20 protein-coding genes are annotated in these 23,350 nt (G+C 73.9%); 4 read left to right on the forward strand and 16 right to left on the reverse strand.

Annotation, left to right across the window (positions count from 1 at the left end; translation table 11 throughout):
• Position 1: 1 nt before the first annotated feature.
• Entirely contained in the window at positions 2–1,030 is a 1,029-nt protein-coding gene (gene argC, locus POF43_RS25375; protein ID WP_271324045.1) for an N-acetyl-gamma-glutamyl-phosphate reductase, read from the reverse strand.
• 380 nt (positions 1,031–1,410) lie between these two features.
• Here argC and POF43_RS25380 point away from each other — a divergent pair, with 380 nt between their 5' ends.
• Positions 1,411–2,325: a phytanoyl-CoA dioxygenase family protein gene (locus POF43_RS25380; protein WP_271315179.1), complete on the forward strand. Its 915-nt coding sequence runs from the start codon at positions 1,411–1,413 to the stop codon at positions 2,323–2,325.
• Between the two features lie 49 nt (positions 2,326–2,374).
• Here POF43_RS25380 and POF43_RS25385 read toward each other — a convergent pair whose 3' ends face one another.
• The 12 genes from POF43_RS25385 to POF43_RS25440 form a co-directional block, all read right to left on the reverse strand.
• Positions 2,375–3,556 (reverse strand): GNAT family N-acetyltransferase, encoded by a 1,182-nt coding sequence (locus POF43_RS25385; protein WP_271315180.1) that lies wholly within the window; start codon positions 3,554–3,556, stop codon positions 2,375–2,377.
• Positions 3,557–3,611: 55 nt separating this feature from the next.
• A complete protein-coding gene (locus tag POF43_RS25390) occupies positions 3,612–4,178 on the reverse strand; it encodes a P-loop NTPase family protein (protein WP_271315181.1) in 567 nt (188 codons plus the stop codon).
• Positions 4,139–5,008, reverse strand: a complete 870-nt coding sequence (locus tag POF43_RS25395) for an HAD family hydrolase (RefSeq protein ID WP_271315182.1) — start codon at positions 5,006–5,008, stop codon at positions 4,139–4,141. The genes POF43_RS25390 and POF43_RS25395 overlap by 40 nt, the downstream gene beginning before the upstream one ends.
• Positions 5,005–5,712 (reverse strand): class I SAM-dependent methyltransferase, encoded by a 708-nt coding sequence (locus POF43_RS25400; RefSeq protein ID WP_271315183.1) that lies wholly within the window; start codon positions 5,710–5,712, stop codon positions 5,005–5,007. Before POF43_RS25400 ends, POF43_RS25395 begins: the two co-directional genes overlap by 4 nt.
• Positions 5,713–5,714: 2 nt before the next feature.
• Positions 5,715–7,556 carry a B12-binding domain-containing radical SAM protein gene (locus POF43_RS34990; protein ID WP_271324043.1) on the reverse strand — a complete coding sequence of 614 codons (1,842 nt, stop codon included), beginning with the start codon at positions 7,554–7,556 and terminating at the stop codon, positions 5,715–5,717.
• 24 nt (positions 7,557–7,580) lie between these two features.
• Positions 7,581–8,573, reverse strand: coding sequence for a thymidylate synthase (locus tag POF43_RS25410; protein ID WP_271315185.1), 993 nt, complete (start codon positions 8,571–8,573; stop codon positions 7,581–7,583).
• Positions 8,574–9,404: 831 nt separating this feature from the next.
• Positions 9,405–10,691, reverse strand: coding sequence for an MFS transporter (locus tag POF43_RS25415; protein ID WP_271324994.1), 1,287 nt, complete (start codon positions 10,689–10,691; stop codon positions 9,405–9,407).
• A gap of 882 nt (positions 10,692–11,573) precedes the next feature.
• Positions 11,574–12,341, reverse strand: coding sequence for an acireductone synthase (gene mtnC, locus POF43_RS25420; protein ID WP_271324995.1), 768 nt, complete (start codon positions 12,339–12,341; stop codon positions 11,574–11,576).
• Positions 12,338–12,916: a 1,2-dihydroxy-3-keto-5-methylthiopentene dioxygenase gene (locus POF43_RS25425; protein ID WP_271324996.1), complete on the reverse strand. Its 579-nt coding sequence runs from the start codon at positions 12,914–12,916 to the stop codon at positions 12,338–12,340. The genes mtnC and POF43_RS25425 overlap by 4 nt, the downstream gene beginning before the upstream one ends.
• Positions 12,913–14,619, reverse strand: a complete 1,707-nt coding sequence (mtnA, locus tag POF43_RS34995; RefSeq protein WP_271324997.1) for an S-methyl-5-thioribose-1-phosphate isomerase — start codon at positions 14,617–14,619, stop codon at positions 12,913–12,915. Before mtnA ends, POF43_RS25425 begins: the two co-directional genes overlap by 4 nt.
• Before the next feature lie 345 nt (positions 14,620–14,964).
• Entirely contained in the window at positions 14,965–15,645 is a 681-nt protein-coding gene (locus tag POF43_RS25435; protein WP_271324813.1) for a response regulator, read from the reverse strand.
• Complete coding sequence (locus POF43_RS25440) at positions 15,642–16,979, reverse strand: sensor histidine kinase (RefSeq protein ID WP_271324814.1); 1,338 nt, start codon at positions 16,977–16,979, stop codon at positions 15,642–15,644. The genes POF43_RS25435 and POF43_RS25440 overlap by 4 nt, the downstream gene beginning before the upstream one ends.
• 264 nt (positions 16,980–17,243) lie before the next feature.
• On the opposite strand from POF43_RS25440, the gene POF43_RS25445 reads away from it, so the two are divergent.
• Positions 17,244–17,792 (forward strand): hypothetical protein, encoded by a 549-nt coding sequence (locus tag POF43_RS25445; protein ID WP_271324815.1) that lies wholly within the window; start codon positions 17,244–17,246, stop codon positions 17,790–17,792.
• Positions 17,793–17,849: 57 nt separating this feature from the next.
• Here the strand turns inward: POF43_RS25445 and POF43_RS25450 are convergent, their stop codons facing one another.
• Positions 17,850–18,284, reverse strand: a complete 435-nt coding sequence (locus tag POF43_RS25450) for a DUF5997 family protein (protein WP_271324816.1) — start codon at positions 18,282–18,284, stop codon at positions 17,850–17,852.
• 57 nt (positions 18,285–18,341) lie between these two features.
• Between POF43_RS25450 and POF43_RS25455 the strand changes: the two genes are divergently transcribed.
• Positions 18,342–19,124 (forward strand): LysR substrate-binding domain-containing protein, encoded by a 783-nt coding sequence (locus tag POF43_RS25455; RefSeq protein WP_271324817.1) that lies wholly within the window; start codon positions 18,342–18,344, stop codon positions 19,122–19,124.
• A 324-nt stretch (positions 19,125–19,448) separates the two neighbouring features.
• Here POF43_RS25455 and POF43_RS25460 read toward each other — a convergent pair whose 3' ends face one another.
• Positions 19,449–19,907, reverse strand: coding sequence for a carboxymuconolactone decarboxylase family protein (locus POF43_RS25460; protein WP_271316805.1), 459 nt, complete (start codon positions 19,905–19,907; stop codon positions 19,449–19,451).
• Positions 19,908–20,010: 103 nt separating this feature from the next.
• Between POF43_RS25460 and POF43_RS25465 the strand changes: the two genes are divergently transcribed.
• Positions 20,011–20,919, forward strand: coding sequence for a sigma-70 family RNA polymerase sigma factor (locus POF43_RS25465; protein ID WP_271324818.1), 909 nt, complete (start codon positions 20,011–20,013; stop codon positions 20,917–20,919).
• 199 nt (positions 20,920–21,118) lie between these two features.
• On the opposite strand, the gene POF43_RS25470 is transcribed toward POF43_RS25465, so the two are convergent.
• Positions 21,119–23,338: an NADP-dependent isocitrate dehydrogenase gene (locus POF43_RS25470; protein WP_282704772.1), complete on the reverse strand. Its 2,220-nt coding sequence runs from the start codon at positions 23,336–23,338 to the stop codon at positions 21,119–21,121.
• Between the last annotated feature and the right edge of the window lie 12 nt (positions 23,339–23,350).

The following is a 23,350-nucleotide window of genomic DNA, read 5'->3' on the forward strand; positions in this document are numbered from 1 at the left end:
TTCACGGCGCGACCGCCGTGGTGGGCAGACCGGTCTCCTCGGGCAGGCCCAGCGCGATGTTCATGCTCTGCACGGCACCGCCGGCGGTGCCCTTGGTCAGGTTGTCGATCGCGGCGACGACGACGATCCGGGCGGCGTCGGGGTCGTGGGCGACCTGGAGCAGGGCCGCGTTCGACCCCTGCACGGCACCGGTGGCCGGCCACCGGCCCTCCGGCAGCAGGTGGACGAACGGCTCGGCGGCCAGCGCCTTGGCGTAGGTCTCGCGCAGCGAGGCCGCGGTGACGCCGGGGCCGGCCTTGACCGAGCAGGTGGCGAGGATGCCGCGCGGCATCGGCGCGAGCGTCGGGGTGAAGGAGACGGTGACCTGCCGCCCGGCGACTGCCGAGAGGTTCTGCGCCATCTCCGGGGTGTGCCGGTGGACTCCGCCGACGCCGTACGGGCTCATCGACCCCATGACCTCGCTGCCGAGCAGGTGCGGCTTGGCGGCCTTGCCGGCGCCGGAGGTCCCGGAGGCGGCGACGATCACCGCCTCGGGCTCGGCGATCCCGGCGGCGTAGGCGGGGAAGAGCGCCAGCGAGACGGCGGTCGGGTAGCAACCGGGCACCGCGATCCGCTTCACGCCGCGCAACGCCTCGCGCCCGCCGGGCAGTTCGGGCAGCCCGTACGGCCAGGTGCCGGCGTGCGGCGACCCGTAGTACCGCTCCCAGGCGGCCGCCTCCCGCAACCGGAAGTCGGCGCCGCAGTCGACGACCAGCACCCGGTCGCCGAGCCGCTCGGCCACCGCCGCGGACGCGCCGTGCGGCAGCGCCAGGAAGACGACGTCGTGGCCGGCGAGCACCTCGGGCGTGGTCGGCTCCAGCACCCGGTCCGCCAGCGGCAGCAGATGCGGCTGCACGGTGCCCAGCAGCTCGCCCGCGCTGCTGTTGGCGGTCACCGCGCCGATCTCGATCTCCGGATGCCCGAGCAGCACCCGCAGCACCTCACCCCCCGCGTACCCGCTCGCCCCGGCCACCGCAGCGCGCAACACCATCGAACCCTCCTCGTCGATGGCATGACTATACGGTCGATCGCAGTGTTATGCAACGATGACCGCGTGGGCCTTTCCGACTCCGCCGGCGGACCACCCCGCGGGGTCCGCCGGCGCGGCGGAAGGGCATGACGGAAAGGCGCTCCGGAGCGTCACCGCAGGGCCCGCCGCCGACCCCCAGGACGCCGGGCGAAACGGGCGGGAAACGGGCGTCGGCGCGGGCGATCCGGGCAGGCGGGGTGCCCGGTGGTGGGGGAAGTCCATTTCATCACGGAATCCACTCCCGCTTTTATGATAGGACCCTCTGGCGTGTATCGGGCCGATCGGCTAGCGTAGAACGTCGCACGAGCGGAAACGTTTGCGTCAGGAAGGACCGGCCAGAAATGAACGGGTATTCGGGGCTCAGTTCCGAGGAAATTGCACTCCTCCCGACCGACGAGGATGTACGGAACTGGTCCGAGCGCGGTTGGTATCTGTCGGGGAAGTTGCTGACCGACGAAGAGGCCGACGCGATGACCGAGGCCAGTAAGCGCTTCTACGCAGGTCAGGAGGATCGCCCCCTGGCCATGAATCCGCCGCGGCTCGACGACTGGAAGCCGAGCCACGGCGAGATCCAGCGCAAGACGGACTATATCCACTACCGGGACAAGACCTTCGCGGAAATTCTCCGCAAACCCATCATCGGAGCGGTGGCGGCCCGGCTCGCACAGGCGTCGAGGATCTCGGTTTTCCAGACCACGATGGTTTACAAGCCACCGGTCGCGGAAGAGACGTCGAATATCGTCTCGTGGCACTTCGATAAGTATTACTGGCCGACGTCGACCTCGGAGAACATGCTGACGGCGTTCATTCCGTTCCACGACTGCACCGAGGAGTTCGGTACCGTCACCATGGTCAGCGGAAGCCACCGGTGGAACTCGCGGCACGGCACGGTGCGCCCGCCGATCACCGAAGGGGACCGCAGGCGCGAGTACGTGCTGGAGGAGGACGCCGCGCGCAACGGGGTGGCCGTCCCGGAGAAGGCCGTGATCAACATCCCCAAGGGCCACATGTCCTTCCACCACTGCCTGCTCTACCACGGCAGCGGACCGAACGTCAGCGGGGTGCCGCGCCGCGCGGTGACGCTGCACATGCAGGACGAGACCAACGGCTACCGCGACTGGCGGCAGTCCGACGGCCTCCAGCAGGACTACAAGCACGACTACCTCGTGCGCCGGACGCCCGAGGGGCTGCCGGACTACACCGACCCGGAGTTCTTCCCGCAGATCTGGCCGGTTCCCGGCGACTCCGCCTCGTAGGCCGCGGGACGTCCCGGCCGCCGCGTGGGCGGGCGGCCGGGACGCGCGGTCAGGCCGGCAGCCAGCTGTCGGCGTCGATGCCGCCGACGACGAAGCCGGCGTGCTCGTCCACGAAGGCCGCCGTGCGGGAGCGGTTGTACTCGCGCACCGCGTCGGCGTCGGCGTCCAGCGGCCGGTCCACACCGACGAAGACGCTGTAGAGCGGGTTGGGCTGCGCGCCACGGACCATCTTGGCCTCGAACGTGCCCAGGCCCAGGTGGATGGCGCGCACGTCGCGGCCCACGCCGGCCGCGATCGGGTGGTAGAAGACCAGGTTGAAGTAGTCGGCGAGGTTGGGCGCGGAGTAGTCGAAGCCGGCGACCCGGCCGTAGAGCATGTCGCCCTGGCGGTAGCGCAGCGCGAAGCCGACCGCCTTGCCGTCGTCCTCGCTGATCAGCACGGTGCTGGAGTCGCCGAGGAAGCGGCCCTGCCGGTCGTAGACGCTGGTGACGCGCTCCTCGTCGAACGCGGTGTGCCCGTGCTTGAGCATCAGCGCGCTGTTGAGCGGGGCGATCTCCTTGACCACCTGCGGCAGCGGCGACTCGCGCACCGTGCGGCCGCTGGCCAGGAAGCGGCGCAGCTCGCGGCGGGCCCGCGGGCGGCGGCCGGACGGCAGCCAGGCCACGTACTCGTCGAAGTCGTTCCACAGGCCGATCGGCACCACGGTCTCCACGTCGTGGAAGAGCAGCACCGCGCCGTCGCCGGCGTGCGCCCGCGCCACCTCCTGCGCCTCCTCCAGCGGCAGGTAGTAGTAGGCCAGCACGCTCGCGTCCGCCGCGTCCGCCAGCCGCATCGCCTGCGCGGTGAGGTCGCCGACGGCTGCCGCGCGCTGTTCGGCGGGGACCCCGGGGCGGCCGGGCACCTGGCCGCGGAACTCCGACCAGCCGGCGGCGATGGACAGCGGGCTGGCCGCCAGGTGGGCGAGCCGCTCCGCGCCGATGACGCCTTCCAGCAGGTCGGCGGGGGTGAACAGGCCGTGCGGGGGGCGCAGGAAGGTGTAGCTCTCCATACCGGCGACCACCTCGCCGGCGGCGTCCCGGGCCAGCAGGTAGCGGCAGCGCGCCCCCGGGGGGAGTTCCTCCTCGCGGACGCCCGCGAAACCACTGGAGGAGTAGATGGTGGAACCGACGGTCAGGGCGTCCCAGTCGGCGGTGGGCAACTCGGCGAACGAGTCGTGGATGAAGACGGGCACGGGTAACTCCATGGCGGTCAAGAGGATGTAGCCGGCGGACACGTCCCGTGCGGGGTCAGTGTCCGCCGAAGCCGGCCGACGACAGCGCGTCGCCGCCCCGGACGTGGACCAGTCGGACGCCGGCGTCGCGCAGCCGGTCGAACAGTTCGGCGTCCGCCTGTCGTTGGGAACGGTGCACCTGGAGGGCGTACCAGAGGATGGAGTGCGGCCCCACCACGGTCCAGAAGGTCTCGCGGGTGCCGCCCCACAGCGGTTCGCGGCGTATCCAGCGGCGCACGGTGCGCCGCAGCAGCCGCGACCACGACACCGCCAGCGGCGGGTCGACCCACACCACGCAGTCGGCCCGGTCGACGAAGCCCTCGACGGCCGCCGGGTACTGGCCGTCGACCACCCACCGGTCACCGGCGAGCAGTTCGGCGAGCCGGTCGGTGAACTCCTGCGGCTTGAGCGGCACGCCGCCCGGACCCCAGTAGACGGCGTCCAGTTGCACCTGCGGCGCGCCGGTGCGGGCGGCCAGCGCGCCGGCCAGGGTGGACTTCCCGGAACCGGGGGTGCCCACGACCCAGACGCGGGACGGCGCCATCACACCGTTCCCACCGGGCACTTCGGGGTCGCTGGACACAGATGTTCCTCCAGCCATCGGGCCACTCCGTCGTCGTCGTGATGCGGCGCCACATCGTCGGCCACCGCGAGCACCTGGGGGGACGCGTTGGCCACGGCCACCCCGCGGCCCGCCGCGGTCAGCATGCCGAGGTCGTTGAGCCCGTCGCCGAACGCCAGGACCGACGTCCAGGGCGTGCCGGTGCGGTCCAGCAGCCACCGCACGGCCGAGACCTTGTCGGCGCCGGGCGCGGAGAACTCCAGCAGGCCCGGGGCGGACGAGGTCGCCACCACCGCGTGCCGGACGCCGAGCAGCGCCGCTGACCCGTCGTCACCTCCATGCACCATCAGACAGACGATACTCCGGCCGTCCGGCAGCTCGGTGACCGTCCGGGCATGGCCCGGACGGTCGGCGAGCACATCCGGCCAGCCCGGCCCGAGCAGCCGGTCGTGCTCGCGGTCGACCGCCCACACCGCGGCGGGGCCCAGATCCGCCACGACCGCGCGCACGGTGGCCGGCGCCATCGGCCGCACCCGCTGGACGCGGCCGGTGTCGAGGTCGCCGATCACCGCGCCGTTGGACGACACCAGCAGCGCCCCGGTGCCGACCGCGCCGGCCAGTACCGTTCGGGCTGACCAGGCGGGACGCGCGGTGGCGAAGACCAGCTGGACGCCGTGCGCGGCCACGTCGCGCAGCGCGGCCACCGACCGCTCGCTCAGCTGCCCGTCGGTGCCCAGCAGCGTGCCGTCCAGGTCGCTCACCACGACCGCCGGGCGGCCGCCCGGCCACGGGCGGCGGCAGCCGCCCGGGCCGGGGCAGCCGCCCGGCGGCACCGGCTCCGCAGTGGTCACGTCGCGGGGGTCGGCAGCGGCTTGCGGTGCACGATGGCCGCCGCATAACGGTGGTAGTGCCACTCCTCGTACCCCAGGTGGCTCTCGCCGTAGATGCCCAGGTCGGCGTTCTCGAACAGCTCCCAGCCCGGCCGGGTCAGGATCTTGCCCATCTCCGGGGTCTCCGGGTAGTAACCGCACTCGCGCTCTTCGTCGTTGAGGCCGATGAGGTAGTCGGCGAAGAAGATGCCGCGCGGCGCCACCATGTCCATCGCATGGGTCATCAGCGACTCCAGCGGGTGGACCCGGTTCGGCGGCTGCGACCACAGGCCGCTGCCCATGACCAGCTGGAAGTCGCCGTCGGCCGGCAGGGTCATGTAGTCGCTCTTCACGACCGTGCAGCGGTCCTCGAAGCCCTCCGAGGCCAGCCGGTCGTACAGGCCGACGATCTCGTGGTGGCCGTCGATGAGGTCGATCTCGCCGCCGTGCAGGAACAGCTCGTCGGTCTCGACCGCCACCACCTCCCAGCCGGCCCGCAGCAGCGGCAGGGCGAACTTGCCGTCGGAGGCGCCGATGACGCAGGCCCGGGGCCGGACGCGCCGGGCGTACTCGCCCAGCGGGATGTAGCGGGCGAGCGCGGGGAAGTACGTGAAGTACTCACCCCAGTAGCTCTTGCGGTCGACGTCGAGCACTTCGCCTCCCGGCTGCGGGATCTGGATGGTCATGGTCACGCTCCGGCTTCCGTCAGGGATTCGGCGGCACTGTTGCGCACGCTGCCCCACCTCTTGGCAGCGGCCTCATGGATGTACCAGATGTCGTCCTCCGTGAGGAGCTTGGAGATGACCTCCGGGTACGCCTCCTCGAAGTAGGTGAAAGGAGGCCGGTTGTCCTTGCGGGAGTGGTAGTCCAGCCGGTCCTGCCCGTGCTGGGCGGTGATGGCGGTACCGGGGTGGTAGGTGAGGATGTTGGGGCTGGCCATGATCAGCAGCTTGTCGTCGATCAGGCGGCCGATCTCCTCGATCGTCTCCTGGATCGTCTCGCGGTTCTCACCGTCCAGGCCGAACAGCACCGAGCTGCCGACCCGGATGCCGTGGCTGCGGATGGTGTCCAGGGCCTCGCGGACCTTGCTGACCCAGGTCTCGGGGTTGCGGCGCAGCAGGTTCTTGCCGACGTGCGCCATCACCCGCTGCGCCATGCTCTCGATACCGATGTAGATGTAACTGCACCCGGCCCGCGCCATCCGGTCCAGGCCCTCGGCGACCTCGTCGGACTTGGCCCGGTTCAGCACCACGTCGACGGTCAGCTGCGCGCCCCACTCGAACGGCCGCTCGTCGCCGCGTGCGGCCCGCAGCGCCTCGAAGTCGCGGCAGAAGTTGTTGATCGCCCGCCAGTTGCCGCCCCAGAAGACCGGGTCGTCGAAGAAGGCGGCCTCGGCCCCCCAGTCCATCATCTGGCCCAGCCGCTCCGCCGCGTGCTCGGTCTCGGTGACCGCGAAGCGGGTGGGCCGCTGGGAGACCTGGATGCTCTCCGAGCAGAAGGTGCACTTGAACGGGCAGGCGTCCAGGGTGAGCATGTGCGCGGTGCGGCTGCCCAGCGCCGAACTGTCGGCGCGGGTGAAGATGCCGAACCGGGCCCGCACGGAGAACGCCTCGTAGGGCGAGGGCAGTTCGGCCGACGACAGCCGGCGTCCCTGGACGGGGACGGCGGTGTAGCCGTCGGGCAGGATGCCGACGACGGTGAACGCCCCCGTCAGGTCCGGCTGCGCGCCGGCCACCAGCGGCAGGGCGTCCAGGACGGCGGCGGTGTCGACGCACTCCTCGGCTTCCGCCGGCAGGACGAGGGAGACCGCCTGGAGCAGCAGGTCCAGGCCGGGGGCGCCGTCGCCGGCGACCACGAAGTCGATCACCCGCTCGGACCGGCCGTCGCCGATGACGGCGACGGTGCTGCTCCACGACAGGTCGAGGGTGTGCGAGGCGCGCTGGTAGCGGACGGTCTCGTCCGCGTGCCGGCCGCCGATCACCACCACACACCCGGGCGAGTGGGTCTTGGCCAGGGCGGCCATCTCCAGCGCGTAGCGGTGCCCGGCGGAGACCGCGCTGAGCAGGACCACCCGGGGCCGCAGCGCGATCAGTTCGGCGACGAACTGCTCGCGGGCCGGATCGTCCCAGACCCGGGGGTCGAAGACGTGCCCGTCGGTCGTCGGGTTGTCGGCGATCAGCGTGGTCCGGTAGCCGTGTTCGGCACGCCGGTAGTCGTCGTCGGGGTAGTGCCCCCAGTCCGGGAGCACGTCGTCGAGCGACGGCTCCCGGGCCAGCAGGGCGTCCGGTGCGGTGGCGGACCGCTGGATGGTGAGGGTCAGTGCCGCGTACAGGCACATCGGGTCGCCGGGGTAGGCGACCTCACCACCGCGGCTGGTCGCCACCGGCACCAGGGCCGCCATGACCGGGAAACGGTGCGCCGCTCCGCCCGGTACGAAGCCGAACCGCCGGCGCCGGCCGGACAGGCGGCGGTCCAGCTCGCCGGTGTCCGGGGGGCACGGTTCCAGGAGAGCGCGGATCGTGTTGCTCACTGTGCTCACCGTCCCTCGGGTGCGTCAGATCGCGGCGATCAGGTCTGCCACGGCACCCCTGGCGGCTGGACTGGTCACGAGCGAGGTGGTGTCGCCGAGCTTGCGGTAGGCGTGGGTGGCCAGGCACGCGCGGGCCACGTCGGCGAACTCGGTGTTCGCCTTGTGGGCGGCGATCTCGTCGACGACGGCGGTGTCGCCCGCCTCGGCCGCCTGACGCAGCCGCAGTTCGAAGTCGATGAGCTCGCGTGCCACCTCGCGTCCGCCGTCCGCCGTGGCGGGGAAGGCCGGCAGGACGGCCTCGGTCGCCGGCGAATCGACGATCTTGCGGGCGAGCGGTACCTCGTTGTCGTAGAAGTGGAAGGTGCCGGCCTGGTGGATGTACGGGCCGGCCGGGACGCCGAGGAGCGAGGCGGCGAACTGGTGCATCCCCATGAAGAGGAAGGCGTCGTACGGCAGCACGGTCAGCGCCTGCTGGGCCCGCATGACGGTGAGCCAGGTCAGGGCGCCGTCGCGCAGGAACAGGTGGACGCCCACCGCGCAGGGGTACTCGCGGGACTGGCGGAAGTTGTCCTGCGGCTCCAGCACCAGGGCGAACGCCCGGCGGTGCGCCGGGTCGCGCTCGATGCGGCCGACGACCTCCTCCAGCTGGTTGCCGTTGGCGGTGATCAGCCGGTGGCCGAAGGCGCCGCTGAGGGTGTGCTGGTCGTCGGAGTACTCGTGGGCGCCGCGGCGGTAGTAGGCCGGGGTGCCGACGTCGTTGCGGCCGTCGAGGGACCAGGCCAGCAGCCCGAAGCAGTACGACAGGTTGAGCGGCAGGTCCGGGGTGACCGCGAGGGAGGACGTCGGGTCCTCGATCCGGGTCTGGTAGCCGATCAGCTCCCGGTACGGCCGGTCGCCCTGACCGAACCCCGAAGCCTTGGACAGCGGATCCCGCACGGACGGTACGTCATGACCCTCTTCGAGGACCTCACGTAAGCCGCCGACGTAGGACTCCGCGAACGATCGATAGCTGGACATGATGACCTTTCCGAAAAGGCATGCCGGAAGAGTGCCCGGACGCGGAACGTGGGGGAAGCGGCACGGAAGTCGGCTTTATCGGGAGGGGCATTTCTCCATTGGGGGAATGGATGGGGCGCCTGTGGTCTCGCGCCCCGAAAAGAGTGCGCAACAGCCCAACCCAGTGTCAAGACGTCAAAATCACGGGCTATTTCATGCACCCGTTACGCCCGGCATCCCGTTTGATTCTGCCCGTTCGGCGTGCGGCCGGCGCCGGGGTGCGGAACCTGTCATTCCGTCAACAGTACGCAGGTGCGGGGGTGTTGGGCTGACATACCGGTCCGCGCAGGACCTGCCTGGTGCGGGGACCGTGATGGGTCGCCGCGGACGGCGGCGCGGCGGAACGGGCCCCTCCGGCCCGGAAGCCCGCCGGAGCCTTCAGCGGGTCGCGCGCGGCGTGCTCGACCGCGGGGAGCGGTGTTTGTTTGCCCCGCCGCGCACCCCCGGACGGAAAGGAGCCGAGCCGGCGTTTGGCGGCGAAAACCCGGCCGCCGCCGGCGCGCGAAGCGCCCGCCGACCCGCCGTTCGCCCCGGCGCGGTCCGCGGGCGCGGCGGGGAGCCGGCGGTTCAGCGGGGCTTGCGGGGGTGCTCCGGAGGCGGGCCGGCGGCGGGTCGGTGGTGCTCCGGCGGCGGGTCGGCGGAGCACCGGAGGCGGTCCGGAGGTGCCTCGGAGGCGGTCCGGCGGTGCCTCGGAGGCGGTCCGGCGGCAGTCCGGTGGCGGTCCGGCATCGGGCCGCCGGTGGTCCGGCGGTGCTTCAGCGGCGGGTTCGGGGGGGCGGGTCCAGGGGTGCTTCAGCGGCGGGCGAGTTCGGGTCGGGGGGCCTGCTGGACGGCGCGGCCGTCCTCGGCGGCGGTGAGCAGCGGGCGCAGCGACAGCGCCAGCAGCGAGGCGACCAGGGAGCCGGCGACGACCAGCACGACCCAGACCGTGCCGCGGTCCAGCTCCAGCAGCGGGCCGGCGGTGACCGGGCCGATGACCCCGCTCATGCCGAAGACCATGGAGCTGACGGAGTTGTACCGGCCGCGCAGCGCGTCGCTGGCCAGCGCGTTGGTGACCGCCGGCATGACGGGCGACAGCAAGGTCTCGCCGAAGCCGAAGACCGCGGCGCAGGTGACCACGCCCAGCACCGGCAGGACGCCGCCCCCGGCGTGGCCGCCGGCGCCGAGCGCGAGCCAGGCGACGGCGAAGAGCCCGCCGACCGCGGCCAGCACCGCCGACCGGCTGCGGTGCTCCAGCAGCCGGACCATGAGCAGTTGGGAGACCACGATGACCACGGTGTTGCCGGCCAGCGCCCAGGCGACGATCCGGGGCGTGACGTGGGTGAACTGGACCGCGTAGGCGGTGAAGCCGACCTGGATCTGGGCGTAGCCGCAGGTGGCCAGGACCAGGCCGAACAGGATCAGCCGGCGGAACGGGCGGTCGCGCAGCACGGCCAGGTAGCCGACCGGCGAGCGGCCGGCGCGCGGTGCGGCGGAGGCGGCGGACGGGCCGGGCGTGGTGCGGCCGACCCCGCGCAGCATGAGCAGGATCACCAGGGGTGCGAAGAAGCTGAGCCCGTCGAGCAGGTAGATGGCCTGGAACGTCACCGGGCGGTGGACGTCGATGACCGCGCCCGACATCAGGCCGCCCAGTCCCATGCCGAGGTTGAGCAGGGTGAACTGGAGCCCGAAGACCCGCTGCCGCTCCCCCGGAGCGGTCAGCGAGGCCAGCAGCACCGACTGGCCGGCCCAGATCGCCGAACTGCCGATCGCGATCACCGTCATCACCAGCAGGACGGTCCACAGCGACCCCACGAACGCCAGCCCCGCGGTGCCCACCCCCTCGATCGCCAGGCACGGCAGCAGGACCCGCCGCACCCCGATCCGGTCGATGAGCGACCCGCCGACCGGCGACAGCACCAGGCTGCCCACGCCGTACAGCCCGATCGCCAGCCCGGCGAGCGTGCCGGACAGGCCGCGGACCTCGGTCAGGTAGATGAACAGGAACGGCAGCGTGAGCCCGCGGCCCAGGGCCGACAGGGCGGCTCCGACAAGGATCCACCGTGCCTCCGGTCGGCGCGGCAGAACGGGATGCGACATGGTGGTTCTCCTGCTGATCCTCGGTGGTTCGGTGGACGTGGCCGCCACGGCCGGAGCGGTCACGGGCGGGCAGGGCGGTGAGGGCCGGCGGTGCGGTGCCCGGCGGCCGGGCCCGCGGCGGACCGCCGCCGGGCACCGGACGGGGCCATACGGGCGGCGTCCACCGCACAACGGACATGTCCCTCGGCATACCGGGCCGTGCGTCCGGCGGCGTGCCGGCCGGCCGCGGCGGCCCGGGGCCCCCGCACCCGGCACGGTCGCGGCCCGCCGCGTGTGCGCGGTGCCCGTCCGGTTCCTGCGTGCAGTCCCATCCGCGTTCCCTCGCCCTCGGCGCCCCCGGTCGGGGCGCCGGCTGCCTTCGAGCGTAGGCGCTGCCGGTCGGGGGCCGGCGGAGCGAACGGGCGGCCCACGGGGGCGTGGCGGGCACGATCGGGCCTCAACTCGCCCCGAGGACAGGGACGTTGAGGCGGCGCGATGTGTCGCGACCGGGGTGACGCCGGGTCAGGTGGCTGCGGCGCGCCGGGACTGACCGCAGGGGCCGACGGCCGGGGCCGACCGTGGCGAACGGCCCCCGCGTCGGGGAACGGTTCGCGGGGGCCGCAGCCGGGCGCCGGTGCAGGGGCCGAACGGGTGCACGGCAGCCCCGCCGGGCGCGGTTACCGAACGGGTTCACGGCAGCCCCGCCGGGCGCGGTTGCCGAACGGGTTCACGGAAGCCGCCGGAAGCCCCCGCCGGGTACCGGTGCCTCCACCGGGCGCCGTCGAGCCTCACCGGTGCCACCGGGCACCGTTACCGCCGCCGAACGCGCCGCGGAAGCCGCCGAAGCCCCGCACGGCACCGGTGCCGCCGCCCGGCGCGGTCGGCGCGGGGCGGCGGCGGCCGTCAGGCGGGGAAGGCCTCGGTGGCGGGGTCGGCGGTACGGTCGCCGGCGGCGGCCGGGGCGGGGGAAGCGCTCAGGTCGAGGCCCTCGAAGGTGGAGATCGTCCGGTGGCCTTCGATGTCGGCGCCGCGCGGGTCGTCGGGCCGGCGCACGCCCAGCGTCCGCCATCCCGCCGCCGCCGCCGCGTCCAGTTCCCCGGCCACGTCGCTGAGGAAGACGGTGGCCCGCGCCGGCACCGCCAGGGCCGCGGTGATCGCCCGGTAGGAGTCCGGCTCCCGCTTGGGGCCGGCGTTCTCCAGGTCGAAGTGGCCGTGCAGCAGCCCCGACAGGTCGCCGAGGTCGCTGTGCCGGAACCAGTCGCGCTGCGCGGCGGCCGAACCGGAGGAGTACACGTGCGCGGTCACGCCCGCCGCCCGCCAGCGGCGCAGCGCCGGCGGCACGTCCGGGTAGACGTGGCCGTGCAGCACGCCCTCGCGGTAGCCGCCGGCCCAGATGCCGCCCTGTACGGCCTTCAGCGGTGCCGCCTTCGTGTCGGTGTCCGCCCACCCCTCCAGCGCCGCGACGGCGCCCGCCTCGTCCAGGGCCGGCTCACCGGTCTCGGCCCGCACCGCGTCCAGCAGCTCGGCGTGCTCCGGGCTGCCGCGCAGCGCCGCGACCCAGCCGGCGATGCGGGGCCGGGCGTACGGGAACAGCACGTCCTGGACGTGGGTGAGCGAACCGGTGGTGCCCTCGATGTCGAGCACCACCGCCGTCACGCCGCCGTGGGTCACGAACCCTCCGCCAGCAGGGCGTCCAACCGCGGGTAGTCCGCGCCCAGCTGGTCGCCGGTGAAGTCGCCGACCCAGCCGTCCTCGTCGCGGAAGAAGCGGATGGCGCAGAAGTCGGGGCGCGGTCCCATGTCGAACCAGTGCCGGGTGCCGGCCGGCACCGACAGCAGGTCGCCGGCCTCGCACACCACCGCGTACACCCGGCCGTCCAGGTGCAGGTAGAAGCAGCCGGTGCCGGCGGCGAAGTAGCGCACCTCGTCCTCGGCGTGCCGGTGCTCGTCGAGGAACGCCTTACGGGCCGTGGCGGCCTTCTCCCGCCACGCCTCGTCGTCGGCCGGGGTCAGCTGGGCCACGTCGACCACCCGCAGGTCCTCCGCGGCGCACAGCGCGTCGACCTCGGCCCGGTACAGCGCCAGCACGTCCTCCTGGCGGCGCTCGGCACCCAGCCCGTCGCGCACCGGCCAGTGCCGCAGGGACACGCCGCGCTCGGCGAGCTCCTTGGTGATCGTGTCGTCGTCGCGGGTGCGCAGCAGCACCGTGCGCGGCGCGTTGTCGGGCATTACCTGAAGCAGCGTCATGACGCGTCGGTCCTCTCGTCCCGCCCGGCGGTGGGGTCCGCCACGGGCCACACCGGGCGGGCGCCGAGCAACAGCAGTTGGCAGATGGATTCCAGGCATTCGAGGTGGTTGCGGGCCTGGGCCAGGTCGGCGCCCCAGGCGGTGACGCCGTGGTCCGCGATGAGCAGTCCCGGCGGCCCGTCCGGGTGGCCGGCCACGTACGCGGCCACCTCGTCGGCGATGTCGGCGACGCGGGCGTGGTTGGCGAAGACCGGCAGCGCGGTGGCCGACGGATCGGCGAGCCGCAGCCCCTTGAGCAGTTCGAAGCCGGACAGCGGCAGGACCGCGGTCCGGGGGCCGCCCGTGCGGCAGGCTACCGCTGTCGCGTGCGGCGCGTGGACGTGGATGACCGCGCCGGCGTCCGTCGCCCGGTAGACGGCGGCGTGGATCGAGGTCTCCGCCGAGGCCCGCGGGCCGTCCGGGTCGACCGGGACGCCGGTGCGCGCGTCCACCTCCACCACGTCGTTCTCGGTCAGGTCGCCCTTGTCGCGCCCGCTCGCGGTGATCAGCGCCCGGTCGCCGCTCGTGCGCACCGACAGGTTGCCCGAGGTGCCCGGCATCCAGCCGCGGGTGTACATCTCCCGGGTGAACGCGGCCAGTTGGCGTGCCGCGTCCCGGCCGGCCGCGGGGGCGTCGCGGCGCGGGTCGAAGACGCGGTCCTCCGTGACGACGGCGGTGATCAGCTCGCCGGGGGTCACGTCGAAGGCCGGGTTGAACGCCCGGGCGTCGAGCGGTCCGACCGCGGTGCCACCGAAGCCGATCACCTCGGCGGCCGGGCGCTCCTCCACCTCGATCGCCTCGCCGCCGGCCGTCCGGGGGTCCCAGCTGGACTCGGGTGCCACGACCACGAACGGCACGCCGTGCCGCGCGGCGGCCACCGCCAGCCCGTAGGTGCCGATCTTGTTGGCGGTGTCGCCGTTGGCCGCTATCCGGTCGGCGCCGACGAGCACCACGTCGACCATGCCGCGCGCCATCGCGGCCGCCCCGGCGGAGTCCACGCACAGCCGGTAGGGCACGTCGGCCTGGTCCAGCTCCCAGGCGGTCAGCCGCGCCCCCTGAAGCAGCGGCCGGCTCTCGCCGACCAGGACCTCGGCGACGAGGTGCCGGGCGTGCAGTTCCAGGATCGCGCCGAGCGCGGTGCCCACGGCGGCGGTGGCCAGCCGGCCGGTGTTGCAGTGCGTCAGCACCCGCAGCGGGCGGCGCGGCACGAGGTCGCACACCAGGTCCGCCGCGCGCCGGGCCGCCCGCAGGTTCGTCGCCCGGTCCTCCGCCAGCATCGCGGTCGCCTCGGCCAGCACCGCCTCCGGTCCGCCCTCCAGCGCGGTCAGCACCCGGCGGACCGCCCAGGCCAGGTTGACGGCGGTGGGCCGCGCGGTGGCCAGCTTCTCCGCGTCCGCACGCACCAGCGGCTCGTCGCACGACCCGTCGGCACGCCGGTGCCGGTGGGCGGATATCGCCACGCCCAGTGCCCCGGCCAGCCCGATCGCCGGCGCCCCCCGGATCGCCAGGGTGCGGATCGCGCCGATCACCTCGTCGACGCTCTCCAGCCGCAACAGCTCGACCTTGTGCGGCAGTTGACGCTGATCGACGACGACCAGCGCGCCGTCGTCCCAGACGAGGGAGGATTCGGCGTCCGGGCCGGCCACCCGCGCGGGGGCGGTCACCGGCCGCTCCGGTCGCCGCGATCCGCCACCGGCGCGCCGCAGGCGCCCCGGCAGGTCCCGCTCGTACCGCGCCGGCGCCGTAGTGGCATGGTTCGCGTCATCGGACCTCATGCTCCTAGGAAGTGGTGAGGCGTTCGAATCGTCAACGGGGGCCGGCCTGGGCGGTGGTGGGAGGGGTTCGGGGACGCGGGGCGGTGTCCGCCCGGCGCCGCGGGCCGACCGCGTGGCAACGGTATGTGAGCTACCCGGACCGCCCCTCACCCATTCCGTGACCCACGTCACGCGGACGGGGACGGCGTCGGCGCGTGACGCCGCGGCGGCGGGGGAACGCCCCGGCCGCACGCCTCAGTCGAGGTGGTGGCGGTGGGCGTAGTGGCTGGCGGCGACGCGGTCGCGGGAGCCGGTCTTGGTGAAGATGCGGTTGACGTGGGTCTTGACGGTGTTGTGGCTCAGGAAGAGGGCCGCGGCGATCTCGGTGTTCGTCATGCCGCGGGCGATCAGGGTGAGGATCTCCGTCTCGCGGGGGGTCAGCCCGTCGGGCGGGGTGTCGCCGGGCGGCGGTGCCACGGGGTCCGCCGGGGCCGGAACGGCCGTGGCGGCGGCCAGCAGTGCGGCCTGCACCTGGGGGTCCAGGACCGCGTAGCCGCCCGCGGCGCTGTGCAGCGTCCGGGCGATGTGGAGCTTGTCGGCGTCCTTGGTCAGGTAGGCGCGGGCGCCGGCCCGCAGGGTCTCCAGGACGGAGGTGTCGTCGGCGTAGGTGGTCAGCACGACGATGGCCACCTCCGGGTGCCGGGCGGTGAGTTGCCGGGTGGCCTCGATGCCGTCCATCACGGGCATGTGCAGGTCCAGCAGGATGACGTCGGGGTGGTGGCGGGCGACCTGTTCGAGGGCCTGGAGGCCGTTGGCGGCGGAACCCACGACGTCGATGTCGGGCATCAGGCCGAGCATGATGACCAGCCCCTCGCGGATGGTGGCCTGGTCGTCGGCGACCACGATGCGCAGCGGCGGCGCGGCGGCGTCGGTCATCGCGACACCCGGGCGGTGACGGTCCAGCGCCGGTCGTGGGCGCCCGCGGTGAGGGTGCCGCCCAGGAGCAGCAGGCGTTCGCGCATCCCGGTCAGCCCGTAGCCGCCGTCGACGGTCGCCAGGCGGGGGGTGGTCGGGGCGCGGTCGCCCAGCGGGTTGCTGACGGTCAGGGTCACCTGGTGGTCCTCGTAGCGAAGGGCGATGTCCACGGCCTGGGCCGGCGCGTGTTTGGCCGCGTTGGTCAGGGATTCCTGCGCGACGCGGACCAGGCAGACGGTCCGCTCGGGGGGAAGCGTGGCGGGCCCGCCCTCCACCGAGACGGTGACGGCGGCGTGGTGGTGCTGGCGGTGGGTCTCGGCGATGCCGGCCAGCGCCTGCGGGAGCGGGGGGACGTCGGTGCGCAGGGCCTGGACCGCCCGGCGGGTGTCGGCCAGGCCGTCGGCGGCCATCCGCTGGGCGACGCCGAGCAGGTCGTCGGCGCGGCGGGTGTCGTGGTCGATCAGGGTGCGGGCGGTCTGGATCTGGATGCCGAGGGCGCCCAGGGAGTGCGCCAGGACGTCGTGGATCTCGCGGGCGATCCGGGCGCGCTCCTCCAGCACCGCGGCACGGCGCTGTTCGGCGCGCAGCTGTTCGACCTGGGCGAGCAGCGCGGCGGTCTCCTCGGCCCGGACCCGGTAGACGCGCCGGTTGTAGCCGATCAGCAGGCCGGCCAGCAGGGAGAGCGGGTAGCCCAGCAGGACGGCGCGGTCCGAACCGTTGAGCAGGCCGCCGGTCTCGACGGCCAGGACGCCGAGGCCGGTCACGGTCCACCCGGCGGTCAGGTCGGTGGCGCCGCCGGCGTCGATCACGGCGATGATCGCCAGCCCCAGCAGGGCCCCGGCGTGCGGCAGGGTGCACACCGCCGCCGAGGCCGTCGCGGTGATCGCCAGCAGGAACACCTGGGTGCCGCGCCGCAGGCCGTTCGCGCGGACCTCCAGCAGCCCCCACGGCACCAGCGTCAGCCCGCACAGCGCGTAGGCGCCCGCCGTCACCTTCATGCTCGCGGAACCGAGGCCGGGGCCGGCGAAGGTCTCGACGCCGATGAGGGTGAACGCGACGGCCCGGGCCAGCCAGGACAGCGCGCGCAGCGTGGTGCCGCGGTGCGGGGCGAGCCACTTCGGCGGCCACCGGCCGGCCCGCGGCGCGGTCGCCGCACCGGCCCGGTGACCGGCGGCCGGCGCGTCGGCCTCCCCGCGCGGGGCGGCATCGGCGGCCGGTCGTGCGGGGGCGCCGGACGCGGCCGGGGCGGCTCCGGCGGAGTCGCGGGCGGTCGGGCGGGGCTGGCGGTCCGTCATCGGTGATCGTCCGTGGGGATGGCGTGGGCAGCGGCTGATGGCGGCCGGTCGGCGGCCTTCCTGCGGTGACTCCATGCTAGGAGACGCCCGGCCGCCGGGCATCACCCCGCGGGTGACCGGCCGGCCGCGGCGTAGTACCGGGGACCACCCGGCGGCCGGGCGCGGTTCACCCCGCTGTCGCCTCCAGCGGCGACGCCCGGCCCCCGTCCCGTGGCGGAATCTGAGGAGGTCGCACCAACCGCCCCGACCGAAAGGCCACGCATCGTGTCCAGCCTCGACCAGGCCCTGCTGATCAACGCGCTCGTCCTGTTCACCGTCCTGGAGGCGGATCTGGGACCGCACCGCAAGATCGGCCCGTTCCGCATCCTGCGCCCGCTGCTGACCGCCGGCGCGATCGTGCCGATCTACCTGAAGGGCTTCACCACCCGGGGGGCCGGCCTGGCGCTGGAGATCGCGCTGACCGCGGCCGGCCTGCTGCTCGGCCTGCTCGCGACCCGGCTCACCCGGGTCTACCGCAGCCCCCGCACCGGCAAGCCGGTCAGCCGCGCCGCCTGGGGCTACGCCGCCGTGTGGATCGCGGTGATCGGCGCCCGTACCGCCTTCTCCTACGGCTCGGCGCACTGGTTCGGCCCGCAGCTGGGCAGCTGGATGGTCGCCCACCGGGTCACCGGCGACGCCCTGACCGACGCGCTGCTGCTGATGGCCATCGCCATGACGCTCACCCGCACCCTGTCCCTCGCCGGGCGCGCCCACGCCCTGCCCCGCCGGCCGGCCGACGCCGTCACCGGCACCGGGAGCCACGCGGCGGCGTAGGCCGGGAAGCACGCCCGGGGGCGGGCGGCGCGGTCGGGACGCGGTCTGGGGCGCGGGTCAGGGACGCGGGCGGCGGGGCTGCTCGGACTTGGCGGCCTTGGCGGCGCTCTTGGCCTCGCTCTTGTCCTTGAGGTCCTTCAGGCGGACGGCTTCCTTGCGGACGTCGGCCTGGGTGGCGCGTTCCTGGCGGAGCCACTCGGGCTCCTCCTCGCGCAGTTCCTGGATCTGGTCGGTGGTGAGGGCGTCGGTGACGCCACCGCGGGCCAGACCCGAGATGGACACCCCGAGGCGCGCGGCGACCACGGGGCGGGGGTGGGGTCCGTGCTGGCGCAGCGCGCGCAGCCACTCGGGGGGATCGCTCTGGAGCGCGTTCAGCTCGTCGCGCGAGACGACACCCTCCTGGAACTCGGCGGGGGTGGCCTGAAGGTACACACCCAGCTTCTTGGCCGCGGTCGCGGGCTTCATCGTCTGGGTGGTCTGCTGCGACGTCATGGGTCCAGGGTATCGAGCGTGTGCGGCGGCCTCGACCACGACCGGTAGCCTGGCGGCGTGACAGGCTCGCACGTACCCCCTTCGTTCCGGCTCGCCTACGTCCCGGGGATGACGCCCGGCAAGTGGGTGCGGGTGTGGAACGAGCGGCTGCCCGACGTGCCGCTGGAACTCGTCGCGGTACCCGCCGCCGAGGCCAACGGCGTACTGCGGGACGGCGGCGCCGACGCGGGACTGGTGCGTACGCCGTTCGACCGCGGCGCCCTCAGCGCGATCCCGCTCTACACCGAGACGACGGTGGTCCTGGTACCGAAGGACCACCTGGTGACGGCGGTCGACGAGGTGTCGCTGGCGGACCTGGCCGACGAGATCGTGCTGCACCCCCTCGACGACACGCTGGAGTGGGAACACCCGCCGGGGCGCCCGGCGTTGGAGCGCCCCGCGACCACGGCGGACGCCGTCGAACTCGTGGCGGCCGGCATCGGCCTGCTGCTGCTCCCGCAGTCCGTCGCCCGCCTGCACCACCGCCGCGACCTCACCTACCGCCCGGTCCCGGACGCCCCCGGCTCCGGCGTCGGCCTGTCGTGGCCGCTGGCCGACGAGACCCCCGAACTGGTCGAGGAGTTCATCGGCATCGTCCGCGGCCGGACCGTCAACAGCACCCGCGGCCGCGGCCGCGCCCAGGGCGCAGAACCGGCGGCCGAACGCCCCGCGCCGGCCGCCGCCAAGCACAAGCCGGCCGGCGGTACCCCGAAACGGCCCACGCCACGCCGCGGCGCCGGCGGCTCGGGCGGCAGCGGCTCGGGCGGCGGCCGGCGCGGGAAGCCCCGGCGCCGGTCGTAGCGGGCAGCGGCAGCCGGGGTGCCGTAACGGGCTGCGGCAACCGGTGAAGGTGTGCGGCGCCCCGGAACTCCGGAGGCGGGGGCCGGGCACCTCCGTCGGCCGGGCCGGCGCCGCACGGCCACCGCACGGTCCGGCTCACGGGGGCCGCGAGCAGGTCGCCGTTCCGGTGGCCCGCAAGCGTTCCGCAGGCGTCCGCCGGCGTGCGTCGAGGTGCGGGCCTCGCGGGTGCGGACCCGCGAGGCCCTCGACCGCTCGGGGCCGACCGGCGCTCCCCTCCGGCGCCGGTCGGCCCGCGCGTCGCCCGGGGGAACTCCCCCGGGCCGTTCAGAGGGCCACCGAGCCCGCCTCCTGGCGGGTGACCACGTTGAGGCGGTTGAAGAGGTTGGTGACGCCGATCCACAGCACGAGCGCCGCCAGGCCGCGTTCGTCGTAGTGGCGGGCGGCCTCGTCCCAGATGGCGTCGGGGACGGCGTCCGAGCGGTCGGCGAGCCGGGTGGCGTACTCGGCGAGGGCGAGCGCGGCGCGTTCGGCGTCGGTGAAGTAGGGCGTGTCGCGCCAGGCGGCGACCGCGAAGAGGCGTTCGTCGCTCTCCCCGGCCTTGCGGGCGCCGCGGATGCCGAAGTCCACGCAGAAGCCGCAGCCGTTGATCTGGCTGACGCGCAGGTGGACCAGTTCCAGCGTGCCGGCCGGCAGACCGCCGGACCGGGCGACGTCCAGCAGGCTCATGATGGGCTTGACCGCCTCGGGCAGCACGACGGCCGGGTTCGTCATACGGGAGCGCATCTCGGATTCTCCTTCGGTGGGGCCGCGGGACCGGCGGGCTCGTCACGTCCGCGCGGCGCGGTGCGTCATACCTGTGACGGATGACGACGGGAGAATGTGACTGATGACCGCGCAACAGGACGCGTTGGCGGCCCGCTTCGAGGAGCAGCGCGGCCGGCTGCGCTCGGTGGCGTACCGGATGCTGGGCTCGCTGAGCGAGGCCGACGACGCGGTGCAGGAGGCGTGGCTGCGGCTGAGCCGGTCCGGCGGCGAGGGCGGCGAGCGGGTGGACAACCTGGCCGGCTGGCTGACGACGGTGGTGGGCCGGGTCTGCCTGGACGTGCTGCGGGCCCGCACCCGCCGGGCGGAGGACCTGATCGGGGAACCGGTGCCGGACCCGGTCGCCGGCCGGGACGGCGCGGCCGATCCGCAGGCGGAGGCGCTGCTGGCCGACTCGGTCGGCCTGGCGCTGCTGGTGGTACTGGAGACGCTGGGCCCGGCCGAACGGCTGGCGTTCGTGCTGCACGACATGTTCGGCGTGCCGTTCGAGGAGATCGCGCCCCTGGTGGACCGCACCCCGGCGGCGGCACGCCAGCTGGCGTCGCGGGCCCGGCGCCGGGTGCGCGGTGAGAGCGCGGCGCCGGAGCCGGACCGGGACCACGGGCGGCAGCGCGCGGTGGTGGACGCCTTCCTGGCCGCCTCGCGGGACGGCGACTTCGAGGCGCTGCTGGCGGTGCTGGACCCCGACGTGGTGCTGCGGGCGGACACCGGCGCCGGACTGCCCGGCCCGGTCCGGGTGGTGCGCGGCGCCCGGGAGGTGGCCGGCCAGGCGCTGGCGTTCCGCTCGATGGCGATGTTCGCCCGCCCGGCCCTGGTCGACGGCTCGGTCGGCCTGGTCTCGGCACCGGGAGGGCGGCCGGCGGTGGTCATGGGCCTCACGGTGGCCGGCGGCCGCGTCGTCGCCCTCGACATCGTCGCCGACCCGGTCCGCCTGGGCGGTACGCGGCCGGCCTACCTGGACGCTGAGGGGTGACGGGTGCCGGCTGACGGCCCCGCCGGTGCCGGGGCGGCGACCTCTGGCGGGCCCGGCGGGGTTCGGCTGCCCCGGCGGGTTCGTTGAGCCCCCGGCGGGGTTCGGCGCCCCCGCCGGGGCCGGAGAACGCCGCCGCCCCGGCCGGTGCGTACCGGGCGGGGCGGGGCGTGGCGGGCGGGGGTGCCGGCCGCGGGGCGGGTCAGGCCAGGGTGGCCAGCGCCTCGTTGAAGGTCTTCGACGGGCGCATGACGGCCTCGGCCTTCGCGACCGACGGCTGGTAGTAGCCGCCGATGTCGGTCGGCGAGCCCTGCACCGCGATCAGCTCGTCGACGATGGTCTTCTCCTGCTCGGTGAGCCGGTCGGCCAGCGCGCCGAAGGCCTGGGCGAGCTGCGCGTCGTCGGTCTGCCGGGACAGCTCCTGGGCCCAGTACAGGGCGAGGTAGAAGTGGCTGCCGCGGTTGTCGATCCCGCCGAGGCGGCGCGACGGCGACTTGTCCTCGTTGAGGAAGGTGCCGGTGGCGCGGTCGAGGGTGTCGGCCAGCACCTGGGCGCGGGCGTTGCCGGTGGTCTGCGCGAGGTGCTCGAAGCTGACCGCCAGGGCCAGGAACTCACCGAGGCTGTCCCAGCGCAGGTAGTTCTCCTTGACCAGCTGCTGGACGTGCTTGGGCGCCGAGCCGCCGGCGCCGGTCTCGAACAGGCCGCCGCCGTCGATCAGCGGGACGACCGACAGCATCTTGGCGCTGGTGCCCAGCTCCAGGATCGGGAACAGGTCGGTCAGGTAGTCGCGCAGCACGTTGCCGGTGACCGAGATGGTGTCCTCGCCGCGGCGGATGCGCTCCAGGGAGAAGGCGGTCGCGTCGGCCGGGGTCATCACGCGGATGTCCAGGCCCTCGGTGTCGTGCTCGGGCAGGTAGGCGTCGAGCTTGGCGATGAGGTGGGCGTCGTGCGCGCGGTCCTCGTCGAGCCAGAAGACGGCCGGGACGCCGGTGGCGCGGGCGCGGGTGACGGCGAGCTTGACCCAGTCGCGGATCGGCACGTCCTTCGTCTGGCACATGCGGAAGATGTCGCCGGCGCCGACGGCCTGCTCCAGCACCGCGTCACCGTTGGCGTCGACCGCCCGGACGGTGCCGGTGACCGGGATCTCGAAGGTCTTGTCGTGGCTGCCGTACTCCTCGGCGGCCTGCGCCATCAGGCCGACGTTGGGCACCGAGCCCATGGTCGCCGGGTCGTAGGCGCCGTGCGCGCGGCAGTCGTCGAGGACGACCTGGTAGATCGGCGCGTAACTGCTGTCGGGCAGCACGGCCAGGGTGTCGGCCTCGGCGCCGTCCGGGCCCCACATGTGGCCGGAGGTGCGGATCATGGCCGGCATGGAGGCGTCGACGATGACGTCGCTGGGGACGTGCAGGTTGGTGATGCCGCGGTCGGAGTCGACCATGGCCAGCGCCGGGCCCTCGGCCAGTTCGGCGTCGAAGGAGGACTTGATCGCGTCGCCCTGCGGCAGCGCGGCGATGCCCTTGAGGATGCCGCCGAGGCCGTCGTTGGGGGTGAGGCCGGCGGCGGCGAGCACGTCGCCGTACTCGGCGAAGGTCTTCGGGAAGAACGCGCGCACCACGTGGCCGAAGATGATCGGGTCGGAGACCTTCATCATGGTGGCCTTCAGGTGGACCGAGAACAGCACGCCCTCGGCCTTGGCCCGGCCGATCTGCGCGGTGAGGAACTCGCGCAGCGCGGCGACCCGCATCACGGAGGCGTCGACGACCTCGCCGGCCAGGACCGGTACGGACTCGCGCAGCACGGTGGTGGTGCCGTCGTCGCCGGTCAGTTCCAGGCGCAGGCTGCCGTCGGCGGTGATGACGGCCGACTTCTCGGTGGAGCGGAAGTCGTCGGCGGCCATGTGCGCGACGTTGGTGCGCGAGCTGGAGTCCCAGGCGCCCATGCGGTGCGGGTGGGCCTTGGCGTAGTTCTTCACCGAGGCGGGGGCGCGGCGGTCGGAGTTGCCCTCGCGGAGCACCGGGTTGACGGCGCTGCCCTTGATCTTGTCGTACCGGGAGCGGATCTCGCGCTCCTCGTCGGTCTTCGGGTCGTCCGGGTAGGCCGGCAGCGCGTAGCCCTGCTCCTGGAGCTCGGCGACGGCCGCCTTCAGCTGCGGGATGGAGGCCGAGATGTTGGGCAGCTTGATGATGTTGGCGCCGGGCGTCTTGGCGAGCTTGCCCAGCTCGGCCAGGGCGTCATCGATACGCTGGCTCTCCTGGAGGTACTCCGGGAAGTGGGCGATGATCCGCCCGGCCAGGGAGATGTCCCGCGTCTCCACGGTGACACCGGCGGTGGAGGCGTAGGCCTGGATCACCGGCAGGAACGAGTGCGTCGCCAGGGCGGGCGCCTCGTCGGTGTGCGTATAGATGATGGTCGAGTCAGTCACCAGGTGCTCCGC

Source organism: Streptantibioticus silvisoli, assembly GCF_027947535.2.
Taxonomy (GTDB): domain Bacteria; phylum Actinomycetota; class Actinomycetes; order Streptomycetales; family Streptomycetaceae; genus Streptantibioticus_C; species Streptantibioticus_C silvisoli.

Excerpts from the sequence above, each read along its gene's own strand:
- argC (WP_271324045.1), bottom strand. The coding sequence starts at position 1,030 with ATGGTGTTGCGCGCTGCGGTGGCCGGGGCGAGCGGGTACGCGGGGGGT.
- POF43_RS25380 (WP_271315179.1), top strand. The coding sequence starts at position 1,411 with ATGAACGGGTATTCGGGGCTCAGTTCCGAGGAAATTGCACTCCTCCCG.
- POF43_RS25400 (WP_271315183.1), bottom strand. The coding sequence starts at position 5,712 with ATGACCATCCAGATCCCGCAGCCGGGAGGCGAAGTGCTCGACGTCGAC.
- POF43_RS25410 (WP_271315185.1), bottom strand. The coding sequence starts at position 8,573 with ATGTCCAGCTATCGATCGTTCGCGGAGTCCTACGTCGGCGGCTTACGT.
- POF43_RS25415 (WP_271324994.1), bottom strand. The coding sequence starts at position 10,691 with ATGTCGCATCCCGTTCTGCCGCGCCGACCGGAGGCACGGTGGATCCTT.
- POF43_RS25425 (WP_271324996.1), bottom strand. The coding sequence starts at position 12,916 with ATGACGCTGCTTCAGGTAATGCCCGACAACGCGCCGCGCACGGTGCTG.
- POF43_RS25435 (WP_271324813.1), bottom strand. The coding sequence starts at position 15,645 with ATGACCGACGCCGCCGCGCCGCCGCTGCGCATCGTGGTCGCCGACGAC.
- POF43_RS25440 (WP_271324814.1), bottom strand. The coding sequence starts at position 16,979 with ATGACGGACCGCCAGCCCCGCCCGACCGCCCGCGACTCCGCCGGAGCC.
- POF43_RS25450 (WP_271324816.1), bottom strand. The coding sequence starts at position 18,284 with ATGACGTCGCAGCAGACCACCCAGACGATGAAGCCCGCGACCGCGGCC.
- POF43_RS25460 (WP_271316805.1), bottom strand. The coding sequence starts at position 19,907 with ATGCGCTCCCGTATGACGAACCCGGCCGTCGTGCTGCCCGAGGCGGTC.
- POF43_RS25465 (WP_271324818.1), top strand. The coding sequence starts at position 20,011 with ATGACCGCGCAACAGGACGCGTTGGCGGCCCGCTTCGAGGAGCAGCGC.